We start from the raw sequence: 23,616 nt of genomic DNA, 5'->3' as shown, positions 1-23,616 counted from the left end.
ATCCCGCGATGGTGTCGGGAGCAGCTCCGTAGCGCCGGATTCAGGCCTGCGCCAGCTTTTCCGCCATCGCGATCAGGCTGCGGTCGCTACCCTTCGGTCCCAGCAGCGAGATGCCCAGCGGCGCCCCCTCGCGCCCGGCCAGCGGCAGCGAGATCTGGGGGAAGCCGGACAGGCCGGCAATGCACAGCATCTGCACGGCGTTGTTGCGGTAGGCCTCCAGCGACGCCTCATCGGCGGAGCGCAGCGGAGCAATGTCGGGCATGGTGGGCAGCACCAGCACGCCATCATCGCCCAGCAGTGCGGTCAGGTGCTGGCGGAAGCGTTCGCGGAACTGGCTGGCCTGAACGAACTGGGCATCGGTCACTTCTTTGGACCATGCAAAGCGTTCCTTCACGCCGGGACCCAGCACGGGCGCGTAGCGCTCGATGAAAGCACCATCGGTCATCCAGGCCTCGTGACCCTGCACGTAGCGGAAGGCCCAGTACATGGCATCGAACGATTCCAGCACCAGGCCGGTGTCGGTGCTGGGGCCGAAGGTGCGTGCGATCTGCTGCAGCGCGCCGTCCCAGGCCGGGCGGACGGCGGGGGCGGTCAGGCCCCAGACGTCGGTGGGCGACAGCAGGCGGGGCGCGGCCGGCAGCGGGGCGGTGTCCGCCTCCAGCAGCACATCGGCCACGCGGGCAAAGGTGTGGGCATCGCGGGCGAACCAGCCGCAGGTGTCCAGGCTGTGGCACAGGGCCAGGGCCGATGCCAGGCTGACGCGGCCGTGCGTGGGGCGGATGCCGTACAGGCCGCAGTGGCTGGCCGGTGCGCGCACGGAGCCGCCGGTGTCGGTGCCCAGCGCAAAGTCGCACAGCCTGCTGGACACGGCCGAGGCCGAACCGGACGACGAGCCGCCGGTGATGCGATCGGGTGCTGCGCCGTTCAGGGGGGCGCCAAAGTGGGCGTTGTTGCCATTCATGGAGAAGGCCAGCTCGTCCGTCACCGTCTTGCCGGCCAGTGCGGCGCCGGCATCCAGCAGCTTCTGCACCGTGGGGGCGTTGGCGGTCTTGGTGCCCGACATGGCCAGCACCAGCGGGTTGCCGCCACTGGTGGGGTAGCCGGCTACGTCAAACAGGTCTTTGACACCGAAATACAGACCGCTCAGGGGGCCGGTGCCGGCGTGGGGCACGGGCACATCGGGGTAGGGAACAAAAGCGTGTGCAGGGTCGTTCAAGGGCATGGCAAGTCTCGTGGAAGGACAGGGGGGAATGGTGCTTGCGAGCAGGTGCTGCGAGCCGTGGTCTCCAGGGATTCACCTGCATGGCGCATGCAGAGCCCATAGGGACACGCACGGGGCAGCACCTGCGGCGTCAACGCGCGTCAGGCCGCCAGCAACTGGGGGGCCAGCGCGGCCGAGGCATCGGTGCGGATGCAGCGGGCCATGTGGCCAGGCGCCAGCGTGACCGGGCTGGGTACGGCCTGCAGGCAGGCATCCTGTGCCAGGCGGCAGCGTGGTGCAAAAGCGCATCCGGGTGGAATGGCGGTCAGGTCGGGCGGTGCGCCGCCAATGGTCTGCAGGGGCTGGCCACGTTCCATGGCCCCGTGCGAGCGGCTTTGCAGCAGTGCCATGGTGTAGGGGTGGCGCGGGCTGCGGATCAGCTGCTCGGCCGTGCCCTCTTCCACGATGCGGCCGGCGTACATCACGGCAATGCGGTCGGCCACTTCCACGGCGGCGCCGATGTCGTGCGTCACAAAGATCACACCCAGGCCCAGCTCGCGTTGCAGTTCGCGCAGCAGCAGCAGTACCTGGATCTGCACCGTGGCGTCCAGTGCGGTGGTGGGTTCGTCCGCGAGCAGCACCTGCGGATTGCAGGCCAGGGCCAGGGCAATCATGGCGCGCTGGCGCATGCCGCCCGACATCTCATGCGGGTAGGCCTTCAGGCGTTGTTCCGGGCTGGGAATGCTCACGCGCTGGAACAACTGCAGCGCGCGTTGCTCCGCTTCGGCCTTGCGCACGCCGGGTTCGTGGCGGCGGATGGCTTCCACAATCTGTGCGCCCACCGGATAGACCGGGTCCAGGGCCAGCAGCGGATCCTGAAAAATCATGGCGCAGGTCTTGCCGCGAAAGTCGTTCAGCGCCTTGCCCTGCAGGGCCAGCACATCGTGGCCGGCCACCTGCACCTTGCCCTTCATGGTGGTCTTGCGCTCGGGATGCAGGCGCAGCAGGGTGCGCAAGGTCACGCTCTTGCCGGAGCCCGATTCGCCGATCAGCGCTACGGCTTCGCCCGGACGCACGGACAGGCTCACGCCGCTGACGGCCTGCACCGGTTTCCTGCCGCCGGTGAACTGGATGTTCAGGTCTTCAATCGCCACCACAGGGGCGGTGGAGGGGGTGGGGGTGCTCATTGCGTGCCTTTCCATCAAGCAGCCAAAGGAATGCAGCCGGCCGCCGGGGCCAGCGGATGGCCGCTGCCGGGCTCGTGCACCAGGCAGCGCGCGCTGTGGTGCAGCTGCACCTGGGTGATGCCGGGCACCAGCTGCGCGCACACCGCATCGGCCTTGGGGCAGCGGGGGTGAAAGCGGCAGCCGCTGGGTGGGTTGATGGGATTGGGCGGATCGCCTGCCAGCGGCGCCTGCTGGGTGCGGTGGGCGGGGTCCATGCTGGGCACGGACGACAGCAGCGCCTTGGTGTAGGGGTGGGCAGGTTCGGCAAACAGCGCATCGGACGGGCCGATCTCCGCCACCTGGCCCAGGTACATCACCATCACGCGGTCGCTGATGTAGTGCACCACGCCCAGGTCGTGGCTGATGAAGACATAGGTCAGGCCGAATTCGCGCTTCAGCTCGGCCAGCAGGTTCAGCACCTGTGCTTCCACCGATTTGTCCAGGGCGGAGACGGCCTCGTCCAGGATCACCATGCGCGGCTGCAGTGCCAGCGCACGGGCGATGTTGATGCGCTGGCGCTGTCCGCCGGACAGCTCGTGCGGGTAGCGCTCGGCAAAGCGGGCCGGCGCCAGGCCCACGCGGTCCATCAGGTGGTGGGCGCGGGCCACGGCCTCCTTGCGCGACACCCCGTGCACCTGGGGGCCGAAGGCGATGGAGTCTTCGATGGTCAGCCGCGGGTTCAGCGAGGCATAGCTGTCCTGGAACACCATCTGCACCTGGCGGCGGAACTCCTTCAGCGGCAGGTCGCGGGAGCCCACGGTGCGGCCGTCAAAAATCAGTTCGCCCTTGGTGGGATCCATCAGGTGCATCAGCAGGCGTGCCGTGGTGGATTTGCCGCAGCCGGATTCACCGACCACGCCCAGGGTCTCGCCCTTGAGCACCTCAAAATCCACCCCGTCCACGGCGCGCACGGTGGCACCATTCTTCAGTGGGAAATGCTTGGTCAGGCCACGCACGGTGAGCAGGGGCTGGGCGGGGCCGCCCACATCGGGCATTGCTTGGGTCAAAGGCATGGCTTACCCCTTGTTGTCCATGGCGGAACGCAGGCCGTCGGACAGAAGATTGAACGAGATCGAGGTGATGAAGATCATCAGACCGGGCAGGGCCGCCACCCAGGGCTGGGTGTAGATGGCGGTGCGCAGCGTATTGAGCATTAGCCCCCATTCCGGCTCCGGCGGCTTCACGCCCAGGCCCAGGAACGACAGGCCGGAGGCCAGGATCATCGACACCGCAATCAGGCTGGTGGAATAGACAAAGATCGGCCCCAGCACATTGCCCAGCACATGCACGCGCACGATGGTGAACGGGTGGGCGCCGGTGGCGCGTGCGGCTTCCACGTAGTCGCGGTTGCGGGCCTGGGCGGTGACGCTTTCGGCCACCCGGGCAATCTGCGGAATGAACACGATGGTCAGCGACACCAGCGAGTTGAAGATGCCGGCGCCCAGCGCCCCGGACAGTGCAATCGCCAACAGCACCGAGGGGAAGGCGTAGAACACATCGATGGTGCGCATGATCACGGTGTTGGTGCGGCCCCCGGCGTAGCCCGCCAGGATGCCGATGCCGGCGCCGATCACAAAGGCCATCAGCACTGGGGTGATGCCCATGAACAGCGACAGGCGTGCACCCACCATCAGGCGCGACAGCAGGTCGCGGCCCAGCTCATCGCTGCCCAGCGGCAGGCCTTCGGTGCCGATGGGCTTGAGGCGCTTGAGCATGGAGGCGGCATAGGGATCGGAAGGGACGATCCACGGCGACAGAATGGCCACGATCACCAGCAGCAGGATGACGGCGGCCGCACCCATGGCGACCGGGTCGTGCAACAGGCGCTGCAGCACCGAAGACCAATAGCCGCGCGAGCGCTGCGCGGGCAGCGGCTGGACCTGGGCCGCTGCGTCGTTGGGGAGGGAAAGGCTGGTCATGGAACGGACTCCTCGAGGTGGCGGTCAGCGGGCGATGCGGGGGTCGAGCAGGGTCTGCACCACGTCGACGATGAGGTTCAGCAGCACGAAGAACACGGCCAGCACCAGGATGGAGCCCTGCAGCAGTGGCAAGTCCCGCTGGAAGATGGCCTGGTTCAGCAGAAAGCCGGTACCTGGCCAGGAGAACACGGTCTCGATCAGGATGGAGCCGCCCAGCAGATAGCCCAGCTGCAGGCCCATCACGGCCAGGGCGGTGGGGGCGGCGTTCTTCAGCACATGGCGGAAGATGCCGACGTGCGTCAGACCCTTGGCCTTGAGGCCGAGGATGAATTCCTGGTCCAGCAATTCCGCCACCAGCGCACGCACGGTGCGGGCGATGATGCCCAGCGGAATCACCGACATGGTGATGGCCGGCAGGATCATGAACTGCACATGCTCCCGGTCCCAGGCCCAGTCACCCGACCCGCCCGGTCCGGCGCCGGTGGCCGGCAGCCACATCAGCTGGGACGAGAAGATGATGACCATCACCATGCCCAGCCAGTAGTGGGGCACGCTCACGCCCAGCACCGACAGCATGGAGCAGGCGCGGTCCACCCAGGAATTGCGGAAGTAGCCGGCCACAAAGCCGAACAGGCTGCCCAGCACAAAGCCGATCAGCGTGGCCACCACGGCCAGGCGCAGGGTGTTGATCACGGCCGTCATCACCTCGCTGGCCACGGGGCGGCTGGTGGCGATGGACTGGCCCAGATCGCCTTGCAGCGCACGCCACACCCAGCGGGCAAACTGCTCGGGCAGCGGGCGGTTGAAGCCGTACAGCTCGCGCATCTGCGCCTGCAGTTCGGCCGAGGCATCGGCCGGCAGCACCGAGACCAGCGGATCGCCGGGCGCCAGGTGCACCAGCGCAAAGCACAGCAGGGCCACGCCCAGCATGATGGGGAGGGTGTAGAGAATGCGTCGCAGCAGGTAGGCAAGCATGGTGGGAGAGAGGTTCGTGGGAGGAAGCGGACCATGCGGGTTCGCACTGGCGGGTGGGTGGGTTTGGCACCCGCCCGCCACCGGCGTGGCCAGGGCCTGCGGCCCTGCCACCAACAGCGTGCGGCGGCGTCTGCGCGCCCGCTCGCACGCGCAGAACGGGCTTACTTCATCGTCATGGTGGCGATGTCGATGAACCAGCTTTGGGGCTGGACCACATTGCCCACCTTGGCCGACATGGCGCGCGGGCCGACGTCGTGGGCCACGAACAGGAACGGTGCCTCATCGACCACCAGGGTGTGCAGCTCGGCCAGGGCCTTGTCACGTTCTTTGGCATCGAAGGTGGTGCGCGCCTTGTCCACCACGGCATCCACCTGCTTGTTGCTGTAGAAGCCCCAGTTGTTGGACAGCGGCGGGAAGGCCTTGGTGCTGACGAAACGCACCATGGCGAAGAACGGGTCCATGGTGGCGGCGGTGATGTTGGTGGCGTTGCTCTTGTTGGCGCTGGCGTCCTTGGCGCCGATGCGCCAGCTGGAGAACAGCGTGTTCCACTCGACCACGTCGAATTCCACGTCAAAGAAGCACTGCTTGAGGTTCTGCTGGATGAATTCGTTCATCGGCAGCGGCTGCATCTGGCCCGAACCGGAGGCGGAGGTCTGGATCTTCACCTTGATGGGCTTGCTGGCGCTGTAGCCCGCCTGCTGCATCAAGGCCTGTGCCGCCTTCACGTCGTACTTGATCTGGAAGCTGGGCTTGCCGCGCCAGGGGTGGCCGGGCTCGAACATGCCGGTGGCCGGTTCCATCTGGCCATTGAGCAGCTGCTTCATGCTGGTGCGGTCCACGCACAGATTGGCGGCATGGCGCACGCGCTTGTCCAGCCAGGGCGAGCCTTCCACGAACGAGAACTGCCAGGGCCAGATGTGCGGCTGCAGGTTGGAATAGACCTTGAAGCCGCGGCCCTTGATGGCATCCAGCGCATCGGGAGCGGGGGCTTCGATCCAGTCCACCTGGCCGCTCATCAGGGCGGCGGTGCGGGAGTTGGCCTCGGGCAGGGGCAGCAGCACCACCTTGTCGATGGTGGGCGTGCGCTTGGGGTCCCAGTAGGCGGTGTTCTTCACCATTTCAAAGCGTTCGCGCGGCACAAAGCGCGCGCCCTTGAACGGGCCGGAACCGGAAGGATCGGCCGCAAACGCGGTCCATGCGGCCTTGCTGCGCTCGGCCTTGCCGGTGACCGAGGCGGGCACTGCTGCCAGCTTCTTGGCCCAGTGTGCGGGCGAGGCCATGAACAGATTGGTCAGGTTGATGGGCAGGAAGGCATCGGGTTCGGACGTGGTCAGTTCCACGGTCAGGTCGTCGATCTTGCGGGCGCTGCGCAGCGTGGGCATGCGCGATGCCGTCACACCCACCTGGGCGGGGTCGAACTGCTCGGCCTCCTTGTCCAGCACTTTCTTGACGTTCCACACCACCGCATCGGCGTTGAAGGAGCTGCCGTCGTGGAATTTGACGCCGGGGCGCAGCTTGAAGACCCACTTGGTCTTGTCCTTGGCATCCACTTCCCAGGACAGGGCCAGGCCGGGGATCATTTCGCTGGGCTTGTCGGTCTTGGTCAGATCCCACTGGGTCAGCGCGTCGTACAGCGGAATGCCGGTGAAGCGGTTGCCTTCGAAACCCTGGTCGGGCTGGCCGGAGGTGCGGGGTATGTCCCCCGCCGTCATGGCAATGCGCAAGACTTTTTCTTGCGCCATGGCGGTGGTGGCAGCGGCACCGCCCAGGGTCATGGCGACAGCGAGGGCCATGGTTTTGAGCGCGGGGCGGGAAACGGAGAAACCGGAAGACGAGCGCATCGGAGACCTTTCCAAATTGGTGGGAGACAAGGCCTGCAATGCAAGTGCCGTGCCATCACGCAGCTATCGAATATCGATACGTGATGCGGTGTGTTCGATGCGTGTTGGCACGGTTTATGCGAATTTCAGGCTTTCTATCGAGGAGTCCTGCGAATGAGCACGCCTGCAAATCCCCTGCGTATTGATGCCGACCGCCTGTGGCAGTCACTGATGGATCTGGCCCGGATCGGAGCCACCCCCAAAGGAGGGGTGTGCCGCATCGCCCTGACCGACGAAGACAAGGCCGGCCGTGACCAGGTGGTGCAGTGGTTTCAGGAGGCCGGCCTGGCGGTGCGCATCGATGAAGTGGGCAATGTCTTCGGCCGCCGTGCCGGCACCGATCCGCAGGCCCGTGCCGTGGCCACGGGCAGCCACATCGACACCCAGCCGACCGGTGGCAAGTTCGACGGCAACTACGGGGTGATGGCCGGCCTGGAAGTGGTGCGCACCTTGAATGCCCAGGGCATCCAGACCGTGGCACCGCTGGAAGTGGCGTTCTGGACCAATGAGGAAGGCACGCGCTTCACCCCGGTGATGATGGGTTCCGGTGCATTTGCCGGTGTTTTTGGTGCGGAAGACATCTGCTCGCAACAAGATGGTGCAGGCATCACCGTGGGGGCCGAGCTGGAACGCATCGGCTACCGCGGCACAGTGGCCTGCGGCGATGTGCCCGGCGGCCCGTTTGCCGCCTACTTTGAAGCGCACATCGAACAAGGTCCGGTGCTGGAGGCCTACGACAAACCGATTGGCGTGGTCAGCGGCGCCCTGGGCCAGCAGTGGTACGACGTGACGGTGACCGGCATGGACGCACACGCCGGCCCCACGCCCATGGATCTGCGCCATGACGCCATGCTGGCCGCCGCCCGCATGATGGACGCCGTGAACCGCATTGCACTGGACGAAGCCCCGCATGGCCGGGGCACCGTGGGCCATGTGCAGGTGCTGCCCAACTCCCGCAATGTGATTCCCGGCCAGGTGAAGTTCACCGTGGATTTCCGCAACCTGTCGCAGGACGGTCTGGATCGCATGGACCTGGGCATGCGCACGCAGTTTGCACAGCTGGCGGCGCAATGCCAGTGCTCGGTGGCGCTGGAGCAGGTGGTGAAGTTCGAACCCTGCGTGTTCCACGCCGACTGCGTGGCCAGCGTGCGCCATGCCGCCGAGCAGCTGGGCTATGCACACATGGATGTGGTCAGCGGAGCCGGCCACGACGCCGTGTATGTGCACGGCGTATCGCCCACCGGCATGATCTTCGTGCCCTGCAAGGACGGCATCAGCCACAACGAGATCGAAGACGCCAAGGCCGAGCATCTGGCCGCCGGCTGCAATGTGCTGCTGCACGCCATGCTGGAGCGTGCCGGCATCGCCTGACGGGTGTGTGCAGGGGTTGGCACCCAATTTGCACACGGCGTGTGCACAGGGCCGCTGGCCCGTGCAAAGGAGTGCGCATGCCGCAGTGGCTGGTGGTCAACCCCAATACCTCGGAAACGGTCACCCAGGCCCTGGTCCATCACCTGTCGGTGGACACGCCGCGACGGCGCTGGCATGGGGTGACGGCGGCGTTTGGTGCGCCCTATATCGCCGATGAGCGCAGCTACTGCATTGCCGGCCATGCCGTGCTGGATGCCTGGGAACGTGCCCAGGCCGCGGCCCCGCCGCAGGGCTATGCGGGGGTGCTGGTGGGGTGCTTTGGCGACCCGGGGCTGGAGGCGCTGCGGTCCACCACTCCGGTGCCGGTGCGCGGGCTGGCGGAAGCTTCGCTGCAGGCGCTCTGGGCGCAAGGGCCGCAGCGCGTTGCCATCGTCACCGGCGGGGCGGCATGGAAGCCCATGCTGCAGCGCTGGAGCCGTGCCCAAGGCCATGCCCTGGCGCCGGACGCCCATGGGGTCGGCATCACCGACATCCATGTGCTGCCGGGCTCCGGTGCGCAGCTGATGCAGTCGCCGGAGCAGGCTGCGCAGGCCCTGGCTGCGGCCTGCACCCAGGCACTGGATGTGCCCGGGACCGATGCCGTGCTGATCGGTGGCGCGGGCCTGGCCGGCATGGGTGCGCGGGTGCGGGCCTTGGGCGGCGCACCGGTGTGGGACTGTGTGGAATTGGTGCGCGACGCCTGGGCACTGCAAAGCGCCTAGGCGGCCCGCGCTGCGGCGCTATTCCGCGGCCGCAAACTGCTTGAGCACCGGGGTCCAGCTCTTGAGCATGTCCTGGATGTAGGCGCTGTAGCTGGGCGCGTCCTTGTAGTCGAGCTTGAGGCCGAACTGGTCGGCACAGTTCTCGAACTCGGGCGACTGGCCGGCGATGTGGAAGGCATCCTGCAGCTTCTTCACGGTGGCCGGCTGCATCCTGGCCGGGCCCAGCACGCCCAGGGTGCTGGGTGCGACCAGGTTGTACCCCAGCTCCTTGAGTGAGGGCGCATCGAAGCCCTTGACGCGGTCTTCGGTGAACACGGCCAGCAGGCGCAGGCGGCCGTCGCGCACATAAGGCACCCATTCGGCCGTCTGGGCCATGAAATCCACATCGCCCCGCATCAGTGCGGTGATGGCTTCCGGGCCGCTCTTGTACGGTGCATGCACCCAGTCCACCGCCACCTGCTTGGCCAGGCGCTCGGCCGTCAGGTGCTGGGGCGTGCCAATGCCGGCAGTGCTGTAGCTCAGCGTCTTGGCGCTGGATTTGGAGGCCTTGATCAGATCGGCCAGGGTTTTGTGCGGCGAATCGGCGCGCACCAGAATGCCAGCCTGGTACTGCGCCACCATGGCCACGGGCGTGAAATCGCGCACCACGTCATACGCCACCTTGGGCATCAGCACCTGGTTCAGCACGCCGGCTGAGGACAGGGCGGTGAGCACATAGCCGTCGGGCTTCTGGCGCGCGCCGTGGCTCAGCGACAACGTGGTGCCGGCGCCGGGCTTGTTGTCCACGATCACCGTCTGGCCCAGCTGTTTGCCCACGTTCATGGCCAGTACGCGGTTGCAGACATCGGTGCCGCCGCCGGCGCCATAACCCACCACCAGCGTGATCGGGCTGGCAGGGTATTCGGCCGCGCCAGCGCCCAGACTCAGGGTGCAGAGCAGGGGCAGCAGTGCCAGGGAGGAAGTCGTTGTGCGGTGCATCACGGTAGGTCTCCTGTGGGTGAATCCGGCAAGAGCACGCGGGGTGTTGCAGGCATTCTTCACAGGCGTTGCGTGCGGTGCATGGATGTTTCTACCGTGCTGCTGTTGCCTAGGCGACGCTGGCACCGCAGTGCCATGGCAGGGCTCAGGTGGGCGGCACCAGGCGGGAAATGGCCCGTGCGCACTCGATCACCAGCGGGGCGAGCTGGCGTTCCGCATCGGCCATGCTCCAGCGGCTGGTGGGAGGCGCCACATGCACGGCACCCACCGCCTCCCCCCGGGTGTTGAAGACCGGCGCGGCAATGCCCATGTCGCCGATGAAGAGCTCTTCGCAGTTGGTGGCGTAGCCGGTCTCGACGCAGCGCTGCAGCTGGGCCATCAAGGGCTCCACCTGCGTCAGGGTGGTGCGCGTGCGCGCGGGCCGTACTGCCTGCTCCAACAGGGTGCGGGCCTGGGCCGTCGGCAGCTGGCTCAGGTAGGCACGGCCGCAGCTGCTGGCGTACATGGGGATCTGTGTGCCCACCGGTGTCAGCATCGGGATGTGCTGGGTGGTCAGCACCTGGGCCAGGTAGACCATGTGGGTGTCGGTCGGTTCGGTCAGCGTGGCGGTCTCGCCGCTGGCGCGTGCCAGCTGCGCCAGGTAGGTGTGGGCGGCGCTGATCATGGGGTGGGCGTCCAGGTAGTTGAAGCCGAGCTCCACCACGCGGGGCAGCAGCAGAAAGCGCCGGGTGCTGGGGTGCTTGCCGATGTAGCCCAGAGTCTGCAGCGTATGCACCGAGCGCTGGGCCGAGGCCTTGCTCATGCCGGTGCGCTGTGCCACCTCGGCCAGTGTCAGGCTGCGGTGCGCACCATTGAAGGCGCTCAGCACCTGCAGGCCCTTGGCAAGCGACTGGTTGAACAGGCCGTCGGAGGAAGGGGCAGCGTCGCGGGGTGGCATGGTCAGGGCGGTGGTGGCAATGCCGGAGGCCTCGCAAGAACTGCACCAATCCGGGCTGCGGTCGTTCACGGCGCGGGTGCTTGCAAGACGCTGTGCAGTGCGGCGAATGCTGCACACAAAAAAGCCCCGCCGAAGCGGGGCATGTGGAGACAGACGGAAAAGCCTTTTCAGCGGCTGCTGGGGAAGCTGAATACCGCCCCTTCGCGCACGCCGGCGCTGGGCCAGCGCTGGGTGATGGTCTTGCGCTTGGTGTAGAAGCGCACGGCATCGGGACCGTAGGCGTGCAGGTCGCCGAACAGCGAGCGCTTCCAGCCGCCGAACGAGTGGTAGGCCACGGGCACGGGCAGGGGCACGTTCACGCCCACCATGCCGACCTGGATGTGGTCGGTGAAATAGCGGGCTGCTTCCCCGTCGCGGGTGAAGATGCAGGTGCCGTTGCCGTATTCGTGGTCGTCGATCAGCTGCATGGCTTGCTGCAGCGTCTGCACGCGCACCACCCCCAGCACTGGGCCGAAGATTTCTTCCTGGTAGATCTTCATGCCGGGCTGCACATGGTCGAACAGGCAGGCGCCCAGGAAATAGCCTTCCTCATGGCCGGCCACCTTCACGCTGCGGCCGTCGACCACCAGCGTAGCCCCTTCGGCCACGCCGCTGTCGACATAGGCTTTCACCTTCTCGAAATGGGGCTTGGTCACCAGCGGGCCCATGTCGTTGCTGTTGTCGGTGCCGGGGCCGACCTTCATCTTGGCGATTTCGGTCTTCAGGCCGGCGATCACCGCGTCGCCCACTGCATCACCCACGGCCACCAGCAGCGGGATGGCCATGCAGCGCTCGCCGCAGCTGCCGTAGGCCGCACCCATCAGCGCGCTGACGGCGTTGTCCACGTCGGCGTCGGGCATCAGGATGGCGTGGTTCTTGGCGCCGCCCAGGGCCTGCACGCGCTTGCCGTGCTTGCAGCCTTCGGCGTAGATGTATTCCGCAATGGGGGTGGAGCCCACAAAGCTCACGGCCTTGACGCGCGGGTCCTGCAGCAGCGTGTCCACGGCGGTCTTGTCGCCGTTGACCACGTTCAGCACGCCGGGGGGCAGGCCGGCTTCCAGTGCCAGCTGGGCGATGAACAAGGTGCTGCTGGGATCGCGCTCGGAGGGCTTGAGCACAAAGGTGTTGCCGCAGGCCACGGCCATGGGCCACATCCACAGCGGCACCATGGCGGGGAAGTTGAAGGGGGTGATGCCGGCCGTCACGCCCAGGGCCTGGAATTCGCTCCAGCTGTCGATGCCGGGGCCCACGTTGCGGCTGTGTTCGCCCTTGAGCAGCTCGGGGGCGTAGCTGGCGTATTCCACGTTCTCGATGCCGCGTTGCAGCTCGCCATGCGCGTCGGCCAGCACCTTGCCGTGTTCGGCGGTGATCAGCGCGGCAATCTGGTCGGCGTTCTGCTCCAGCAGCACCTTGAGCTTGGCCATCACGCGGGCGCGCTTGAGTGGCGGGGTGTTGCGCCAGGCCGGGAAGGCCTTTTCGGCCGAGGCAATGGCCGCTTCCACCGTGGTCTTGCTGGCCAGCGCCACGTTCAGCGTGCTCTGGCCGGTGGCGGGGTTGAACACCGGCTGGGTGCGTTCGGTGTCGGGGACGATCTGGCCGTCGATCAGGTGGCCGACGGTGGCGGTGATGGCGGAGTCCTTGTGCATGGGCTTGGTGCTCAATGGGCTGCAGCGCAATCTGGGTGCGCTGCAGCAGCTATGGTTTCAGGAATGTGCGGCAGTATCTGCACGCACGTCAACGGAGGCCAGCGCCTGCGGGACACAGGCGCTGTCACGGCCGGACTTACGCCGTGGCCTGCAAGGTGTCGCCCAGGGCGCTGACCAGGCGGTCGATCTCGGCCTCGGTGCTGATGAAGGGCGGGGCCAGCTGGATGGTGTCCGCGCCATAGCGCACGTAGAAGCCTTTTTCCCACATCGCCATCGCGATCTCGTAGGGGCGCTTGGCGGGTTCGCCCGGCAGCGGGGCGATGGTGAAGCCGGCCGCCAGACCGAAGTTGCGGATGTCGGCCACATGCTTGGTGCCCTTCAGGCTGTGCACGGCCGCTTCGAACGTGGGGGCCAGTGCCTTGACGCGGGCGGGCAGGTCTTCTTTTTGCAGGATGTCCAGCGCGGCCAGGCCGGCGGCACAGGCCACGGGGTGGGCCGAGTAGGTGTAGCCGTGGGCAAACTCCAGCATGTACTCGGGGCCGCCGGCGGCCATGAAGGTGTCGTAGATGTCCTTGCTGGCCACGCAACCGCCCAGGGGCTGGGCGCCGTTGGTGACCTGCTTGGCGAAGTTCAGGATGTCGGGGGTGACGCCGAACACTTCCGAACCCGTCCAGCCGCCGCAGCGGCCGAAGCCGGTGATGACTTCGTCGAAGATCAGCAGGATGTTGTTCTGAGTGCAGATTTCACGCAGGCGCTGCAGATAGCCTGCGGGCGGAATCACCACGCCGGCCGAGCCGGAGAAGGGCTCGACGATCACGGCGGCAATGGTGCTGGCGTCGTGCAGGGCGATCACGTCCAGCAGGCGGTCGGCCAGCGCGCGGCCGTCGATGTCGGGCATGCCTTTGTAGAACGAGCCGGTGGCAGGCTGGGTGTGGGGCAGGTGGTCGGCTTCGATGCCCTGGCCGAACATCTTGCGGTTGCCCGACAGGCCGCCCACCGAGATGCCGCCGTAGTTCACCCCGTGGTAGCCCTTTTCGCGCCCGATCAGGCGGGTCTTGCCGGCCTGGCCCTTGGTGCGCCAGTAGGCGCGCGCCATCTTCAGCGAGGTGTCCGCGGCTTCCGAGCCCGAGCCGGTGAAGAACACATAGTCCAGGCCGTCGGGTGTCAGTTCCTTGATCTTGTTGGCCAGCGCGAAGGCAGCGGGGTGGCCGAACTGGAAGGCGGGCGCGTAGTCCAGATTCAGCGCGGCCTTGCCCACGGCTTCGGCGATTTCCTTGCGGCCATGGCCCAGGCCCGAACACCACAGGCCCGACAGACCGTCAAAAATCTTGCGGCCGGCGCTGTCGTGCAGGTAGGCGCCCTGTGCACCCACGACCATGCGCGGATTGGCCTTGAAGTTGCGGTTGCCGGTGAACGGCATCCAGTGCGCGTCCAGCCAGGCGGCATCCATGCGGGTGGCGGTGGCAGCGGGTTGGGTGATGTCGGCAAAGTCCATGGGAGGCTCCAGGCAGGGGGATCGGTATGCAATCCATTGTTGGAGCGGTCCACGTTTTCTTGAATAGCCGTAAACCCATGTTTACTTGTGAAATAGCGCAAGTAATGGGCCTGCGCATTCCGCAGGCAGCGGGGTGGCCCGGGGTCTGTCTGCCGCGCCTAGCGGCGCTGTTCCATGGCCAGGCGCACCGCCAGCCCGGCCAGCACCGTGCCCATGACCCATTTCTGGGCGCGCAGCCAGTGCGGGTTGTCCTTGAACCAGATCGCAATGCGTGCGGCAAACAGCGTGATCAACAGGTTGACGCTGAAGCTGGTGGTGATCTGGACCATGCCCAGCGTCACGCTCTGCCAGAACACCGGGCCATGCTCGGCGCTGACGAACTGCGGGAAGATGGATAGATAGAAGATTGCCACCTTGGGGTTGAGGATGCTGGTGAACAGGCCCATGGCAAACAGCCTGCGCGGCGACTCGGGCGGCAGCGTGGTGGTCTGCTCGAAGGGCGAGGCGCCGCCCGGGCGCAGCGCCTGCCAGGCCATCCACAGCAGGTAGGCGGCGCCGGCCCACTTCAGTGCCTCGAACGCCATGGGCACGGCCATGAACAGGGCGGTGACCCCCAGGCTGGCGGCCAGCATGTGCACAAAAAAGCCCAGCACCACACCGGCCAGCGACGTCACGCCGGCCGTGCGCCCCTGGCAGATGGAGCGCGAGATCAGGTACAGCATGTTCGGGCCGGGCGTGAGCACCAGCAGCAGGGAGGCGCCGGCAAACACCAGCAGATCGTGGACAGGAATCATGGCGGGCAGCAGGAGGGCAGGGCGCACGGCGTGCGCTGGAGCCGATTACACCAGCGCTGCGGCGGCCCTGCTGTAACGGATGCGCAAGGCCTGCCCCAGGGCGAGAGCACATGGCCTGGTGGCGGGGGGAGGTCGCCGTCTAGGCCGCTGGTGCAAAACTTGCTCTAATGCTTGCCATGACGTCACGGCCTGCTCGCATTTCTGCACCCGTTTCCGCTGCCGCCCCCACGGGCGCTCCCGTGCCCGCGTCCATGGCCCGTGCCCGCGCGGTGCTGGGCCAGCTCAGCGATATGGACCTGCGCCTGCTGCGCATTTTCAAGAGTGTGGTGGAGTGCGGCGGCATGTCGGCCGCCGAACTGGAGCTGAACATCAGCGCCTCCACCCTCAGCCGCCACATGAAAGACCTGGAAGAACGGCTGGGCCTGGTGCTGTGCCGGCGCGGGCGTGCCGGGTTCGCCACCACCGCTGAAGGGCTGAAGGTGTATGAGGCCACGCTGCAGTTGCTGGGCGGCGTGGACCTGTTCCGCAGCCAGATCGACGACATCCACGACCGCATGGGCGGCAACCTGGAGGTGGCGGTGTTCGACAAGACCGTCACCAACCCGGCGGCCCACCTGGACGCCGCCATCCGTGCCTTCCACCGCCAGGCGCCCGAAGTGAATCTGCAGCTGCATGTCAGCAGCATCAACACCATCGAACGCGGGCTGATGGACGGGCGCTTTCAGGTGGGCATCATTCCGGCGCACCGGGCCTCGGCCAGCCTGGTCTACCGCGACCTGTTTGCCGAACACATGCAGCTGTACTGCGCCGCCGGCCACCCGCTGTATGGCGCCCACCATGGCGATCTGGACTGGGAGGGGCTGCGCCACTACCCGTTTGCGGGGCTGGGCGAGCATTCCCCGAACATGGAGCTGAGCCACCGTGCGCACCTGCCGCGCAAGGCCACAGGCTTTGACCAGGAGGCAATTGCCACGCTGATCCTGTCGGGCTGCTACCTGGGCTTTCTACCCGACCATTACGCCCAGGCGCTGGAAGCGGCAGGCCGCCTGCAGGCGGTGGCGCCGGCGCGCTTTCACTACGACTGCCAGTTTGTGGCGATGTGGCGGCTTTCGCCCCAGCCCAGCCGTGCGGCCCAGGCCTTCATCGACTGTCTGGTGGCCGCCCATGGTGGGGAGGGCGCGGCATAGCGCTGCTGCACCCTGTCTGCGCGGCAGCGGAAGGCTTGTCCACAGAAGGACACAGTTTCTACAGGTCTGCGCACAGGCTTGTGCCCAGCTTTATCCACAGGCTGCAGGGGGCGGCGCCATGCCTTCGTTCACCCTGGGGCAGGGGTGTCCGAGATCACCTGGGCGGTGGTGCAGCATCCAGCAGGCTGGCCACCAGCGAAGCAAAAAAAAGCCGCCCCAGGGGGCGGCCATAAAGTAGCCCTGAAAGAGCCACAAGGAAACAAAACTGCCAGCCAACGGAAAAACCGTGCGGACGCCGCCAGTGTGGCGGCCCGCCATGACAGCGGTGTGACGAACGGTAGACCCTGCACGGCGGAAAAAATTCCCTGCGGTGGCGGTTTTTTCGCGCAAACGGCAGAAATGACCGAAATGGCCGGAAACCAACGGAGAAATCCCATGGTACAGGGGGCATCCACCGCTCTGCCACAGCTTGTGCACACCATCAGGCGGGTTTCATGGTGCTTGTCCACAGTTTGTCCCGAGGTGTAGTCTGCCGCAGGCCGGTGCCGCCGGGCTGGCCGAAATGGCGCCGCCGTGGCATGCTTTCGCCATCTTGATCTTGCTTCATCACTTCGGTAGGAGAGCGGCATGAGCGCCATCGCATCCATTGCCCAGTCCGGCTTGCAGGCAGCACAGCAGCGCTTGAACGCCTCGGCCCACAACGTGGCCAACCAGCAGACGGAAGGTTTCCGCCGCCAGCAGGTGGCGCAGCAGGCCGTGCCCGAAGGTGGGGTGACGGCGCAGACTGTGCGCGGCCAGCAAGGCGTGGCGCTGGAGCAGGAAGCCGTCGAACAGATCAGCGCCAGTTACGCCTATCTGGCCAATCTGCAGGTGCTGCGCACCAACGACCGCATGCAAGGCGCCCTGCTGGACGAACGCGCCTGAGCGGCGTTTAAGGCACGGCAAGCCCGCCCGGTGTCCCTGCCCGGCGGGCTTTTGCATGCCTGCCCGCAGGCCGCCTGCGTCACAGCGCGCAGGCCCAGTGCGCCAGGCGCTGCGTCAGCCAATGGCGAAACTGGGTGCGGATGGCGTGGGACATGGCGACTCCGATCGTGGACAGCGGGCTCAGGCGGCGGAAACGGTCTGCTGCAGGCGCAGGGCGCGGCGTTCCCACAGCTTTTCGTGCAGGTAGAAGAAGATCATCTGTACGGTGGGCTCCAGCAGGCTCAGCGTCAGGGCCTGGATCCAGCTGCCGGTGACGGTGTAGGCCACCATCGACGCCACGCCGATGTGCAGCAGGTAGTAGCTGCCGGTCTTGACCAGGGTGCGTGCCCGGAACGCCGTGGTCCGTTCCCAGGCCTTGTCATGAAAAAAGAAGGCCACCGCCTGTACCGTGGGCTCCAGCAGGCTCAGCGCCAGCGCGGTGTGCAGGCTGCCGGTGACGGCATAGGCGACCGCTGCGGCCACCACGATGTGCACCAGATAGTAGCTGGCGGTCTTGCGCAAGCTGGTCTGGTGGTGGTCGATCAAACGGTGGATACAGGTCATGGCGGTGTCGGCAAAGAGGGGAAAAGGCACGCGGTCCGCATCACCAGCGAACCGTGTGGTCATGGTAGGGCACCATCAAATATAAATCCAATCAAAATGCTATAAATGATTGATTGAAGCTATCAATTGCCCGCCGGCATGGCCTTGGACCGAATGGGGTGTGCGGGAATTTGTGAAACTTTGTGCAGCAACCGGTCCGGGCATGTCAGCATGGGCCTGCTTGCAGTGCAATGGCCTCTGGCCATCTTCGCCGGCCATCGCCACCGTTTTCTGGACGAACCACAGCCTCTGCTGCCTTCATCGTGATCTTGGACCTGTTTTTCATGCACGGCGAGGGCTTTTCCCCTCCGCTGTGGACCTGGATGGACCCGCTGCTGGTGGCGGTTTCGGTGGCGATTGCGGTGCTGTCGTCCATGATGGCGCTGCAGATGGCCGTCATGGCGCGCCGCAGCCAGCACCGCTGGGCGCGCACCACCGCGCTGAGTACCGGTGCCCTGGCCATGGGGGGCGGCATCTGGAGCATGCATTTCGTCGGCATGCTGGCCTATCTGCCCTGTGCCCAGAATGACTTCGATCCCTGGATCACGCTGCTGTCCACCTTGCCGGCGCTGCTGGCCTCATGGCTGGCGCTGCGCGTGATGATGCGCGAAGCGATCTCCGTACGCCGGCTGTGGCTGTCGGCCGTGCTGATGGGCGTGGCCATCGGCAGCATGCATTTCATCGGCATGGCCGCGTCCAGCCTGCGCGACATCATGCGCTACGCGCCCCTGGGTGTGTTCCTGGCGGTGGCGGTGAGCGTGCTGCTGGCTGCAGCCGCGCTGGCCGTGCGCTTTCGCCTGGCATACAGCGGCCGGCGTCTGTGGCCCACGCTGCTGGGCGGCTCCATCATGGGCTGTGCCATTGCCGGCATGCACTACACGGCCATGGGGGCCATTCGCTACACCGATCCGCTGCCGGCGCAGGCCACGGCCGACTCCGGCACCCATCTGGGCCTGGTGGCCGGACTGAGCGGCTTTGTGCTGCTGCTCAGCCTGCTGGTCATCGCGCTGAATGTGGGCCTGCGCTACCGCCAGTTCTTCCATGACATCAAACGCAGCGAATCCCGCCTGCGCGCCGTGGTGGATACGGCGGTAGACGCCATCATCATGATCGAAGGCAATGGCCTGATCAGCTCCTTCAACGGGGCGGCAGAGCGCCTGCTGGGCTGGACGGCGCAGGAGGTGATCGGCAAGAACGTCAGCATGCTGATGCCCCAGCCCATGCAGCGCGAGCACGACAACTACCTGCGCCGCCACATCGATACCGGCCACTCCAGCATCATTGGCGTGGGCCGCGAGGTGACGGCCCTGCACAAGGACGGCTCTCTGGTCGACGTGCGCCTGGCCCTGGGGCGCGTCCCGCTGCCTGGCATGCCGCTGTTCGTGGGTTTTCTGACCGATATCCGCAGCCGCAAGCAGATGGAGGAAGCCGTGCGCCGCAGCGAAAAGCAGCACCGCACGCTGATCAGCAATCTGCCGGGGGTGACCTTCCGCCGCCAGCTGGGCGAGGCCGGCTCACCGCTGTTTCTGGGCGGTGCGGTGGAGTCCCTGTCGGGCTGGCCGGCCGAAGACTTCCTGGACCAGCGCATCCGTTTCACCGACATCGTGCACCCTGACGATGCCCAGGCGTTCTGGCACCAGGTGAACGATGCGCTGGCGCGCAGTGAGCCCTACACGGTGGAGTACCGCATCCTGCACCGCGATGGCGGCGTGCGCTGGGTGACCGAGAGCGCGCGTGGCATCTATGGCGCCGATGGCGTGCTGCAGTATGTCGACGGCGTGCTGATGGACAACACCGCGCTCAAGACCCGCAATGCCGAGTTCGAAGGCACGATGAATGCCATCAACAGCGCGTTGGCCGTGGTGGAGTATGACCTGGCGGGCCGCATCACGGCCGTCAACGACAACTTCTGCCAGCTGTTTGGCTACAGCGCCGAGGAGGTGGTGGGCAAGTTCCACCGCCTGCTGTGCCCGCCTGAGCATGTGGCCGACGCCAGCTACATGCAGCTGTGGGGCCAGCTGCGCAGCGGCAAGCCGGATGCCGGCGAGTACCAGCATGTGGGCCAGGGCGGGCGCCTGCTGTGGGTGCAGAGCAGCTACAACCCCATCCTCGATGCAGGGGGGCAGCCGTCCAAGATCGTGCAGCTGATCACCGACCTGACGGGGCGGCGCAAGATGGAGCAGGAACTGCTCTTGGCCAAGGAGCATGCCGAAGCCGCGGCCGCGGCGCGCAGCACATTCCTGGCCAATATGAGCCATGAGATCCGCACGCCCATGAATGCCATCATCGGCTTTACCGAGGCGCTGCTGGACACGCCGCTGCAACCCCAGCAGTCGCGCTATCTGAGCACGGTGCACTACTCGGCGCGCTCCATGCTGCGGCTGCTCAACGACATTCTGGACACAGCCAAGCTGGACAAGGGGGCGGTGCTGCTGGAGCAGGCGTCTTTCAGCCCGCGCGAACTGTGCGAGCAGATCCTGGCGTCGCTGCGCATCAATGCCGACAGGAAGAAGCTGTTCCTGCGGCTCGATTTCGACCGCGAGGTACCGCACTATCTGGTGGGCGACGCGCTGCGTGTGCAGCAGATCCTGGTGAACCTGGTGGGCAATGCCATCAAGTTCACGGAGAGCGGCGGCGTGACCGTGCTGGTGGACTATCTGGACGGCCGGTTGTGCATGGCGGTGCAGGACACCGGCATCGGTATTGCGCCGGAGCAGATCCGCCGCATCTTTGACCCTTTCGCCCAGGCGGATGCCTCGACCACCCGCCAGTACGGCGGCACCGGGCTGGGCACCACCATCTCGCGCCAGCTGGCAGAACTGATGGGCGGCCGCATCGAAGTCGAAAGCACCCTGGGCCAGGGCAGCAGCTTCCGTGTGATCCTTCCGTTGCCGCCGGGCCAGCATGTGGATGTGCAAAGTGCACGCAGCTATGGCGAACTGCCTTCGCTGCGGGTGCTGGCGGCCGATGATGTGCCGGAAAACCTGGAGCTGCTGGACATACACCTGCGCAAGTCCCACCACCGGGTGACCCTGGCCGGTGATGGCCGCGAAGCCGTGGCGCTGTTCCAGCAGAACGCTTACGACCTGGTGCTGATGGACCTGCAGATGCCGGGCATGGACGGGCTGGAGGCCGCGCGCGCCATCCGTGCCTGGGAGGTGGCGCAGCAGCGCACTCCGGTGCCCATCGTGGCGCTGTCGGCCAGCGTGCTGGAAGAAGACCGCCGCGCCGCCGCTGCGGCCGGCATGGACGGCTTTGCCGCCAAGCCGCTGGAGCTGCCCAAGCTGTATGCCGAAATGACCCGGGTGCTGAAGCTCGATGCCCAGCTGAAGGCGGCCGTCCCTGCCACCAGCAGCCAGCAGCGAGAAGCCATGGCCAACACCCATGTGATCGACTGGCCAGCCGGCTTGCAGCGCTGGGGCAGCATGGACAGCCTGCTGCGTGCCCTGCGCCGTTTTGCCAAGGACCAGCCGGGCCAGGCGCTGCGCCTGCAGTCGCTGCGCGATGCCGAAGACTGGGTCGAGCTGGCCGCCGCCGCCCACCGCATGCGTGGCGCTGCGGGCAATCTGGCGCTGAACACGCTCTACACCATGGCCGCCACGCTGGAAGGCGCGGCCCGCAGCCGCGATGTGGCCCTGGCAGACCGTCAGCTGCGCGATCTGCCACCGGCGCTGGCGCACCTGGACGGCCTGCTGGCGCAGCAGGACACCGCGGCCGCACCCGCGGCCCCGGTGCAAGCCGCTGCCGACGTGCCGGCCGCGCAGCTGCAGTACTGGCTGGATGAAACCATTGCCGCGCTGCAAGGCGGCGAGCTGGCCTCGGATGCGCTGGATGCGCTGCAGCAGCATGCGTCGTCCCTCGACATCCAGCCGCTGCAGGAAGCCGTGGACGCGTTTGATTTTGACCGTGCGCTGGAATGCGCCCATGCCCTGAAGAAACAATGGACACTCGCGTAGCCCCCCGGCCTGCGGCCCCGCAGGCCCCCACCGACCAGCGCAAGCGCCTGCTGGTGGTGGACGATGAACCCACCAATCTGCATGTGCTGCGCCAGGTGCTGCAGGACGAGTACCGGCTGCTGTTTGCCACCGATGGCGCCAAGGCGCTGCAACTGGCGCAGCAAAAGCCCGATCTGATCCTGCTGGACGTGATGATGCCGGGCATGGATGGCTACACCGTCTGCGAGCAGCTCAAGGCCGATGCGCGCACGGCGGCCATCCCGGTGATCTTTGTCAGTGCCCTGTCCGACAGTGCGGACGAGGAGCGTGGCTTTGCCCTGGGCGCGGTGGACTACATTGTCAAGCCGGTGCGTGCGCCCGTGGTGCGCGCCCGGGTGCGCACCCATCTGTCCCTGGTGCGAGCGGAAGAGCTGCACGCCTCGCGGCTGCAGATCGTGCAGCGCCTGGGCCGTGCGGCCGAGTACAAGGACAACGAGACCGGCAAGCATGTGATCCGCATGAGCCTGTATGCCAGGGCCCTGGCCCAGGCGCTGGGCTGCGGGCCGGACTGGGTGGACGATCTGTTCAACGCGGCGCCCATGCACGATGTGGGCAAGATCGGCATTCCCGATGCGGTGCTGCTCAAGCCCGGCGCGCTGGACGAACGGGAATGGGCCATCATGCGCACCCACCCGCAGGTGGGCGCCGAAATCATTGGCGAGCATGCGTTTCCCATGCTGCAGATGGCACGCACCATCGCCCTGACCCACCACGAAAAATGGGACGGTTCCGGCTACCCGCAGGGGCTGGCGGGCCTGGCGATTCCGCTGGAGGCGCGCATTGTGGCGGTGGCCGATGTGTTCGATGCGCTGACCACGGTGCGCCCCTACAAGGCGGCCTGGAGCGTGGACGATGCCCTGGCCTATCTGCAGGAACAGTCAGGCCGCCATTTCGACCCGGCGCTGGTGGCGCAGTTCATGACGCTGCGCCCCGTGATCGAGGAAGTGCGCATCCAGTGGGGCGATTGAGCAGGGGGCCGGCCGCCCGCGCCAGGGCGCGGTGAAGGGCTCTGTGCCACGTACCGGCACGCCGGCAGCGGTCTGCCGATAATAGGGACATGGCTTCCGCGGCTTCTTCTCCGACCGATTCCCTGCATGTGCGCGGCCTGTCTGTGGCCGACGTAGCGGCGGTGCTGCGCATCCAGGCGCTGTGCTATGGCGCGGACTATGTCGAAGGTGCTGCCGTGTTCACCCGGCGCCTGCAGGCGCCGCACCAGTGTTCCTGGGCGGCCGAGCTGGGGGGGCAGGTGGTGGCCTATCTGGCGGCGTACTGGTCGCACCCCGGCAAGATCACGCCGCTGCAGGGCGAATTCGATGCCCAGCCTCAGGCCAGTGTGCTCTACCTGCACGATATGGCCGTGGACCCGGCCCTGGCCGGCCAGGGCATTGCCGCCCGGCTGCTGGCCGCAGCCCAGTCCCAGGCCCGGGCGCGCGGGGTGCAGCGCGCGGCCCTGGTGGCCGTGCAAGGGGCAGCCAGCTACTGGCAGCGGCGCGGTTTTGTCCCCAGCCAGCCCAGGGATACGGTGCAGAAAGCCCATTTGGCCAGCTATGGCGATGACGCCCTGTACATGGAACAGCACTGGGCCCCACCCCAGATCTGAAGGTGCCACGGGGCGGCGGGCGCTCACTTCCTACCACCTGTCACAA

General features: G+C 66.7%; 18 protein-coding genes and 2 pseudogenes. 7 read left to right on the top strand and 13 right to left on the bottom strand.

Features of this window, described 5'->3' with window-relative positions; all coding sequences use genetic code 11:
• Positions 1-40: 40 nt before the first annotated feature.
• From CT3_RS20900 to CT3_RS20875, 6 genes are all read right to left on the bottom strand, one after another.
• Positions 41-1,222, bottom strand: coding sequence for an amidase (locus CT3_RS20900; protein WP_066538263.1), 1,182 nt, complete (start codon positions 1,220-1,222; stop codon positions 41-43).
• A 140-nt stretch (positions 1,223-1,362) separates the two neighbouring features.
• On the bottom strand, positions 1,363-2,388 hold the full coding sequence (locus CT3_RS20895; RefSeq protein ID WP_066538260.1) for an ABC transporter ATP-binding protein: 1,026 nt from the start codon (positions 2,386-2,388) through the stop codon (positions 1,363-1,365).
• A 14-nt stretch (positions 2,389-2,402) separates the two neighbouring features.
• Positions 2,403-3,440, bottom strand: coding sequence for an ABC transporter ATP-binding protein (locus CT3_RS20890; RefSeq protein WP_066538257.1), 1,038 nt, complete (start codon positions 3,438-3,440; stop codon positions 2,403-2,405).
• A gap of 3 nt (positions 3,441-3,443) precedes the next feature.
• Positions 3,444-4,346 carry an ABC transporter permease gene (locus CT3_RS20885; protein WP_066538253.1) on the bottom strand — a complete coding sequence of 301 codons (903 nt, stop codon included), beginning with the start codon at positions 4,344-4,346 and terminating at the stop codon, positions 3,444-3,446.
• A 24-nt stretch (positions 4,347-4,370) separates the two neighbouring features.
• A complete protein-coding gene (locus CT3_RS20880) occupies positions 4,371-5,321 on the bottom strand; it encodes an ABC transporter permease (RefSeq protein ID WP_066538250.1) in 951 nt (316 codons plus the stop codon).
• A 161-nt stretch (positions 5,322-5,482) separates the two neighbouring features.
• Positions 5,483-7,162, bottom strand: coding sequence for an ABC transporter substrate-binding protein (locus CT3_RS20875; RefSeq protein WP_066538247.1), 1,680 nt, complete (start codon positions 7,160-7,162; stop codon positions 5,483-5,485).
• Between the two features lie 153 nt (positions 7,163-7,315).
• On the opposite strand from CT3_RS20875, the gene CT3_RS20870 reads away from it, so the two are divergent.
• On the top strand, positions 7,316-8,572 hold the full coding sequence (locus tag CT3_RS20870; protein WP_066538236.1) for a Zn-dependent hydrolase: 1,257 nt from the start codon (positions 7,316-7,318) through the stop codon (positions 8,570-8,572).
• A 77-nt stretch (positions 8,573-8,649) separates the two neighbouring features.
• Positions 8,650-9,333, top strand: a complete 684-nt coding sequence (locus CT3_RS20865) for an aspartate/glutamate racemase family protein (protein ID WP_066538233.1) — start codon at positions 8,650-8,652, stop codon at positions 9,331-9,333.
• An 18-nt stretch (positions 9,334-9,351) separates the two neighbouring features.
• Here the strand turns inward: CT3_RS20865 and CT3_RS20860 are convergent, their stop codons facing one another.
• The 5 genes from CT3_RS20860 to CT3_RS20840 all read right to left on the bottom strand — a co-directional run bounded on the left by CT3_RS20860 (position 9,352) and on the right by CT3_RS20840 (position 15,222).
• Entirely contained in the window at positions 9,352-10,311 is a 960-nt protein-coding gene (locus tag CT3_RS20860) for a tripartite tricarboxylate transporter substrate binding protein (RefSeq protein WP_066538230.1), read from the bottom strand.
• Positions 10,312-10,456: 145 nt separating this feature from the next.
• Positions 10,457-11,248, bottom strand: coding sequence for an IclR family transcriptional regulator (locus tag CT3_RS20855; RefSeq protein WP_066538424.1), 792 nt, complete (start codon positions 11,246-11,248; stop codon positions 10,457-10,459).
• A gap of 167 nt (positions 11,249-11,415) precedes the next feature.
• Positions 11,416-12,933 (bottom strand): CoA-acylating methylmalonate-semialdehyde dehydrogenase, encoded by a 1,518-nt coding sequence (locus CT3_RS20850; protein ID WP_066538422.1) that lies wholly within the window; start codon positions 12,931-12,933, stop codon positions 11,416-11,418.
• A gap of 136 nt (positions 12,934-13,069) precedes the next feature.
• Positions 13,070-14,428 carry an omega-aminotransferase AptA gene (gene aptA / locus CT3_RS20845; RefSeq protein ID WP_066538227.1) on the bottom strand — a complete coding sequence of 453 codons (1,359 nt, stop codon included), beginning with the start codon at positions 14,426-14,428 and terminating at the stop codon, positions 13,070-13,072.
• Positions 14,429-14,586: 158 nt separating this feature from the next.
• Positions 14,587-15,222: a LysE family translocator gene (locus CT3_RS20840; protein WP_066538225.1), complete on the bottom strand. Its 636-nt coding sequence runs from the start codon at positions 15,220-15,222 to the stop codon at positions 14,587-14,589.
• A 251-nt stretch (positions 15,223-15,473) separates the two neighbouring features.
• Here CT3_RS20840 and CT3_RS20835 point away from each other — a divergent pair, with 251 nt between their 5' ends.
• Together CT3_RS20835 and CT3_RS20830 are read left to right on the top strand one after the other, a co-directional pair.
• Positions 15,474-16,409: a LysR family transcriptional regulator gene (locus tag CT3_RS20835; protein ID WP_066538223.1), complete on the top strand. Its 936-nt coding sequence runs from the start codon at positions 15,474-15,476 to the stop codon at positions 16,407-16,409.
• Positions 16,410-17,036: 627 nt separating this feature from the next.
• A complete protein-coding gene (locus tag CT3_RS20830) occupies positions 17,037-17,333 on the top strand; it encodes a flagellar basal body protein (protein WP_066538220.1) in 297 nt (98 codons plus the stop codon).
• Positions 17,334-17,513: 180 nt separating this feature from the next.
• Here the strand turns inward: CT3_RS20830 and CT3_RS21525 are convergent.
• Together CT3_RS21525 and CT3_RS20825 are read right to left on the bottom strand one after the other, a co-directional pair.
• Positions 17,514-17,651: pseudogene (locus tag CT3_RS21525) on the bottom strand (DUF2061 domain-containing protein); the annotation flags it as partial.
• 84 nt (positions 17,652-17,735) lie between these two features.
• A pseudogene (locus CT3_RS20825) lies at positions 17,736-17,936 on the bottom strand (DUF2061 domain-containing protein); the annotation flags it as partial.
• Positions 17,937-18,238: 302 nt separating this feature from the next.
• On the opposite strand from CT3_RS20825, the gene CT3_RS20820 reads away from it, so the two are divergent.
• From CT3_RS20820 to CT3_RS20810, 3 genes are all read left to right on the top strand, one after another.
• A complete protein-coding gene (locus CT3_RS20820; protein WP_227657841.1) occupies positions 18,239-21,931 on the top strand; it encodes a PAS domain S-box protein in 3,693 nt (1,230 codons plus the stop codon).
• The gene (locus CT3_RS20815; RefSeq protein ID WP_066538217.1) at positions 21,916-22,938 is read left to right on the top strand and encodes a response regulator; all 1,023 of its coding nucleotides are present in this window, start codon (positions 21,916-21,918) and stop codon (positions 22,936-22,938) included. Before CT3_RS20820 ends, CT3_RS20815 begins: the two co-directional genes overlap by 16 nt.
• 89 nt (positions 22,939-23,027) lie before the next feature.
• On the top strand, positions 23,028-23,570 hold the full coding sequence (locus tag CT3_RS20810; protein WP_066538214.1) for a GNAT family N-acetyltransferase: 543 nt from the start codon (positions 23,028-23,030) through the stop codon (positions 23,568-23,570).
• Positions 23,571-23,616 lie beyond the last annotated feature (46 nt).

The organism is Comamonas terrigena NBRC 13299, from assembly GCF_006740045.1.
Lineage (GTDB): Bacteria > Pseudomonadota > Gammaproteobacteria > Burkholderiales > Burkholderiaceae_C > Comamonas > Comamonas terrigena.
Note: the sequence above shows the minus strand (reverse complement) of the source record. Positions and strands in the feature narration are given on the sequence as shown.

What these genes read in the sequence shown, in the direction of transcription:
- CT3_RS20900 (WP_066538263.1), bottom strand. Translation starts at nt 1,222, where the DNA reads ATGCCCTTGAACGACCCTGCACACGCTTTTGTTCCCTACCCCGATGTG.
- CT3_RS20895 (WP_066538260.1), bottom strand. Translation starts at nt 2,388, where the DNA reads ATGAGCACCCCCACCCCCTCCACCGCCCCTGTGGTGGCGATTGAAGAC.
- CT3_RS20890 (WP_066538257.1), bottom strand. Translation starts at nt 3,440, where the DNA reads ATGCCTTTGACCCAAGCAATGCCCGATGTGGGCGGCCCCGCCCAGCCC.
- CT3_RS20885 (WP_066538253.1), bottom strand. Translation starts at nt 4,346, where the DNA reads ATGACCAGCCTTTCCCTCCCCAACGACGCAGCGGCCCAGGTCCAGCCG.
- CT3_RS20880 (WP_066538250.1), bottom strand. Translation starts at nt 5,321, where the DNA reads ATGCTTGCCTACCTGCTGCGACGCATTCTCTACACCCTCCCCATCATG.
- CT3_RS20875 (WP_066538247.1), bottom strand. Translation starts at nt 7,162, where the DNA reads ATGCGCTCGTCTTCCGGTTTCTCCGTTTCCCGCCCCGCGCTCAAAACC.
- CT3_RS20870 (WP_066538236.1), top strand. Translation starts at nt 7,316, where the DNA reads ATGAGCACGCCTGCAAATCCCCTGCGTATTGATGCCGACCGCCTGTGG.
- CT3_RS20865 (WP_066538233.1), top strand. Translation starts at nt 8,650, where the DNA reads ATGCCGCAGTGGCTGGTGGTCAACCCCAATACCTCGGAAACGGTCACC.
- CT3_RS20860 (WP_066538230.1), bottom strand. Translation starts at nt 10,311, where the DNA reads ATGCACCGCACAACGACTTCCTCCCTGGCACTGCTGCCCCTGCTCTGC.
- CT3_RS20855 (WP_066538424.1), bottom strand. Translation starts at nt 11,248, where the DNA reads ATGCCACCCCGCGACGCTGCCCCTTCCTCCGACGGCCTGTTCAACCAG.
- CT3_RS20850 (WP_066538422.1), bottom strand. Translation starts at nt 12,933, where the DNA reads ATGCACAAGGACTCCGCCATCACCGCCACCGTCGGCCACCTGATCGAC.
- aptA (WP_066538227.1), bottom strand. Translation starts at nt 14,428, where the DNA reads ATGGACTTTGCCGACATCACCCAACCCGCTGCCACCGCCACCCGCATG.
- CT3_RS20840 (WP_066538225.1), bottom strand. Translation starts at nt 15,222, where the DNA reads ATGATTCCTGTCCACGATCTGCTGGTGTTTGCCGGCGCCTCCCTGCTG.
- CT3_RS20835 (WP_066538223.1), top strand. Translation starts at nt 15,474, where the DNA reads ATGGCCCGTGCCCGCGCGGTGCTGGGCCAGCTCAGCGATATGGACCTG.
- CT3_RS20830 (WP_066538220.1), top strand. Translation starts at nt 17,037, where the DNA reads ATGAGCGCCATCGCATCCATTGCCCAGTCCGGCTTGCAGGCAGCACAG.
- CT3_RS20815 (WP_066538217.1), top strand. Translation starts at nt 21,916, where the DNA reads ATGGACACTCGCGTAGCCCCCCGGCCTGCGGCCCCGCAGGCCCCCACC.
- CT3_RS20810 (WP_066538214.1), top strand. Translation starts at nt 23,028, where the DNA reads ATGGCTTCCGCGGCTTCTTCTCCGACCGATTCCCTGCATGTGCGCGGC.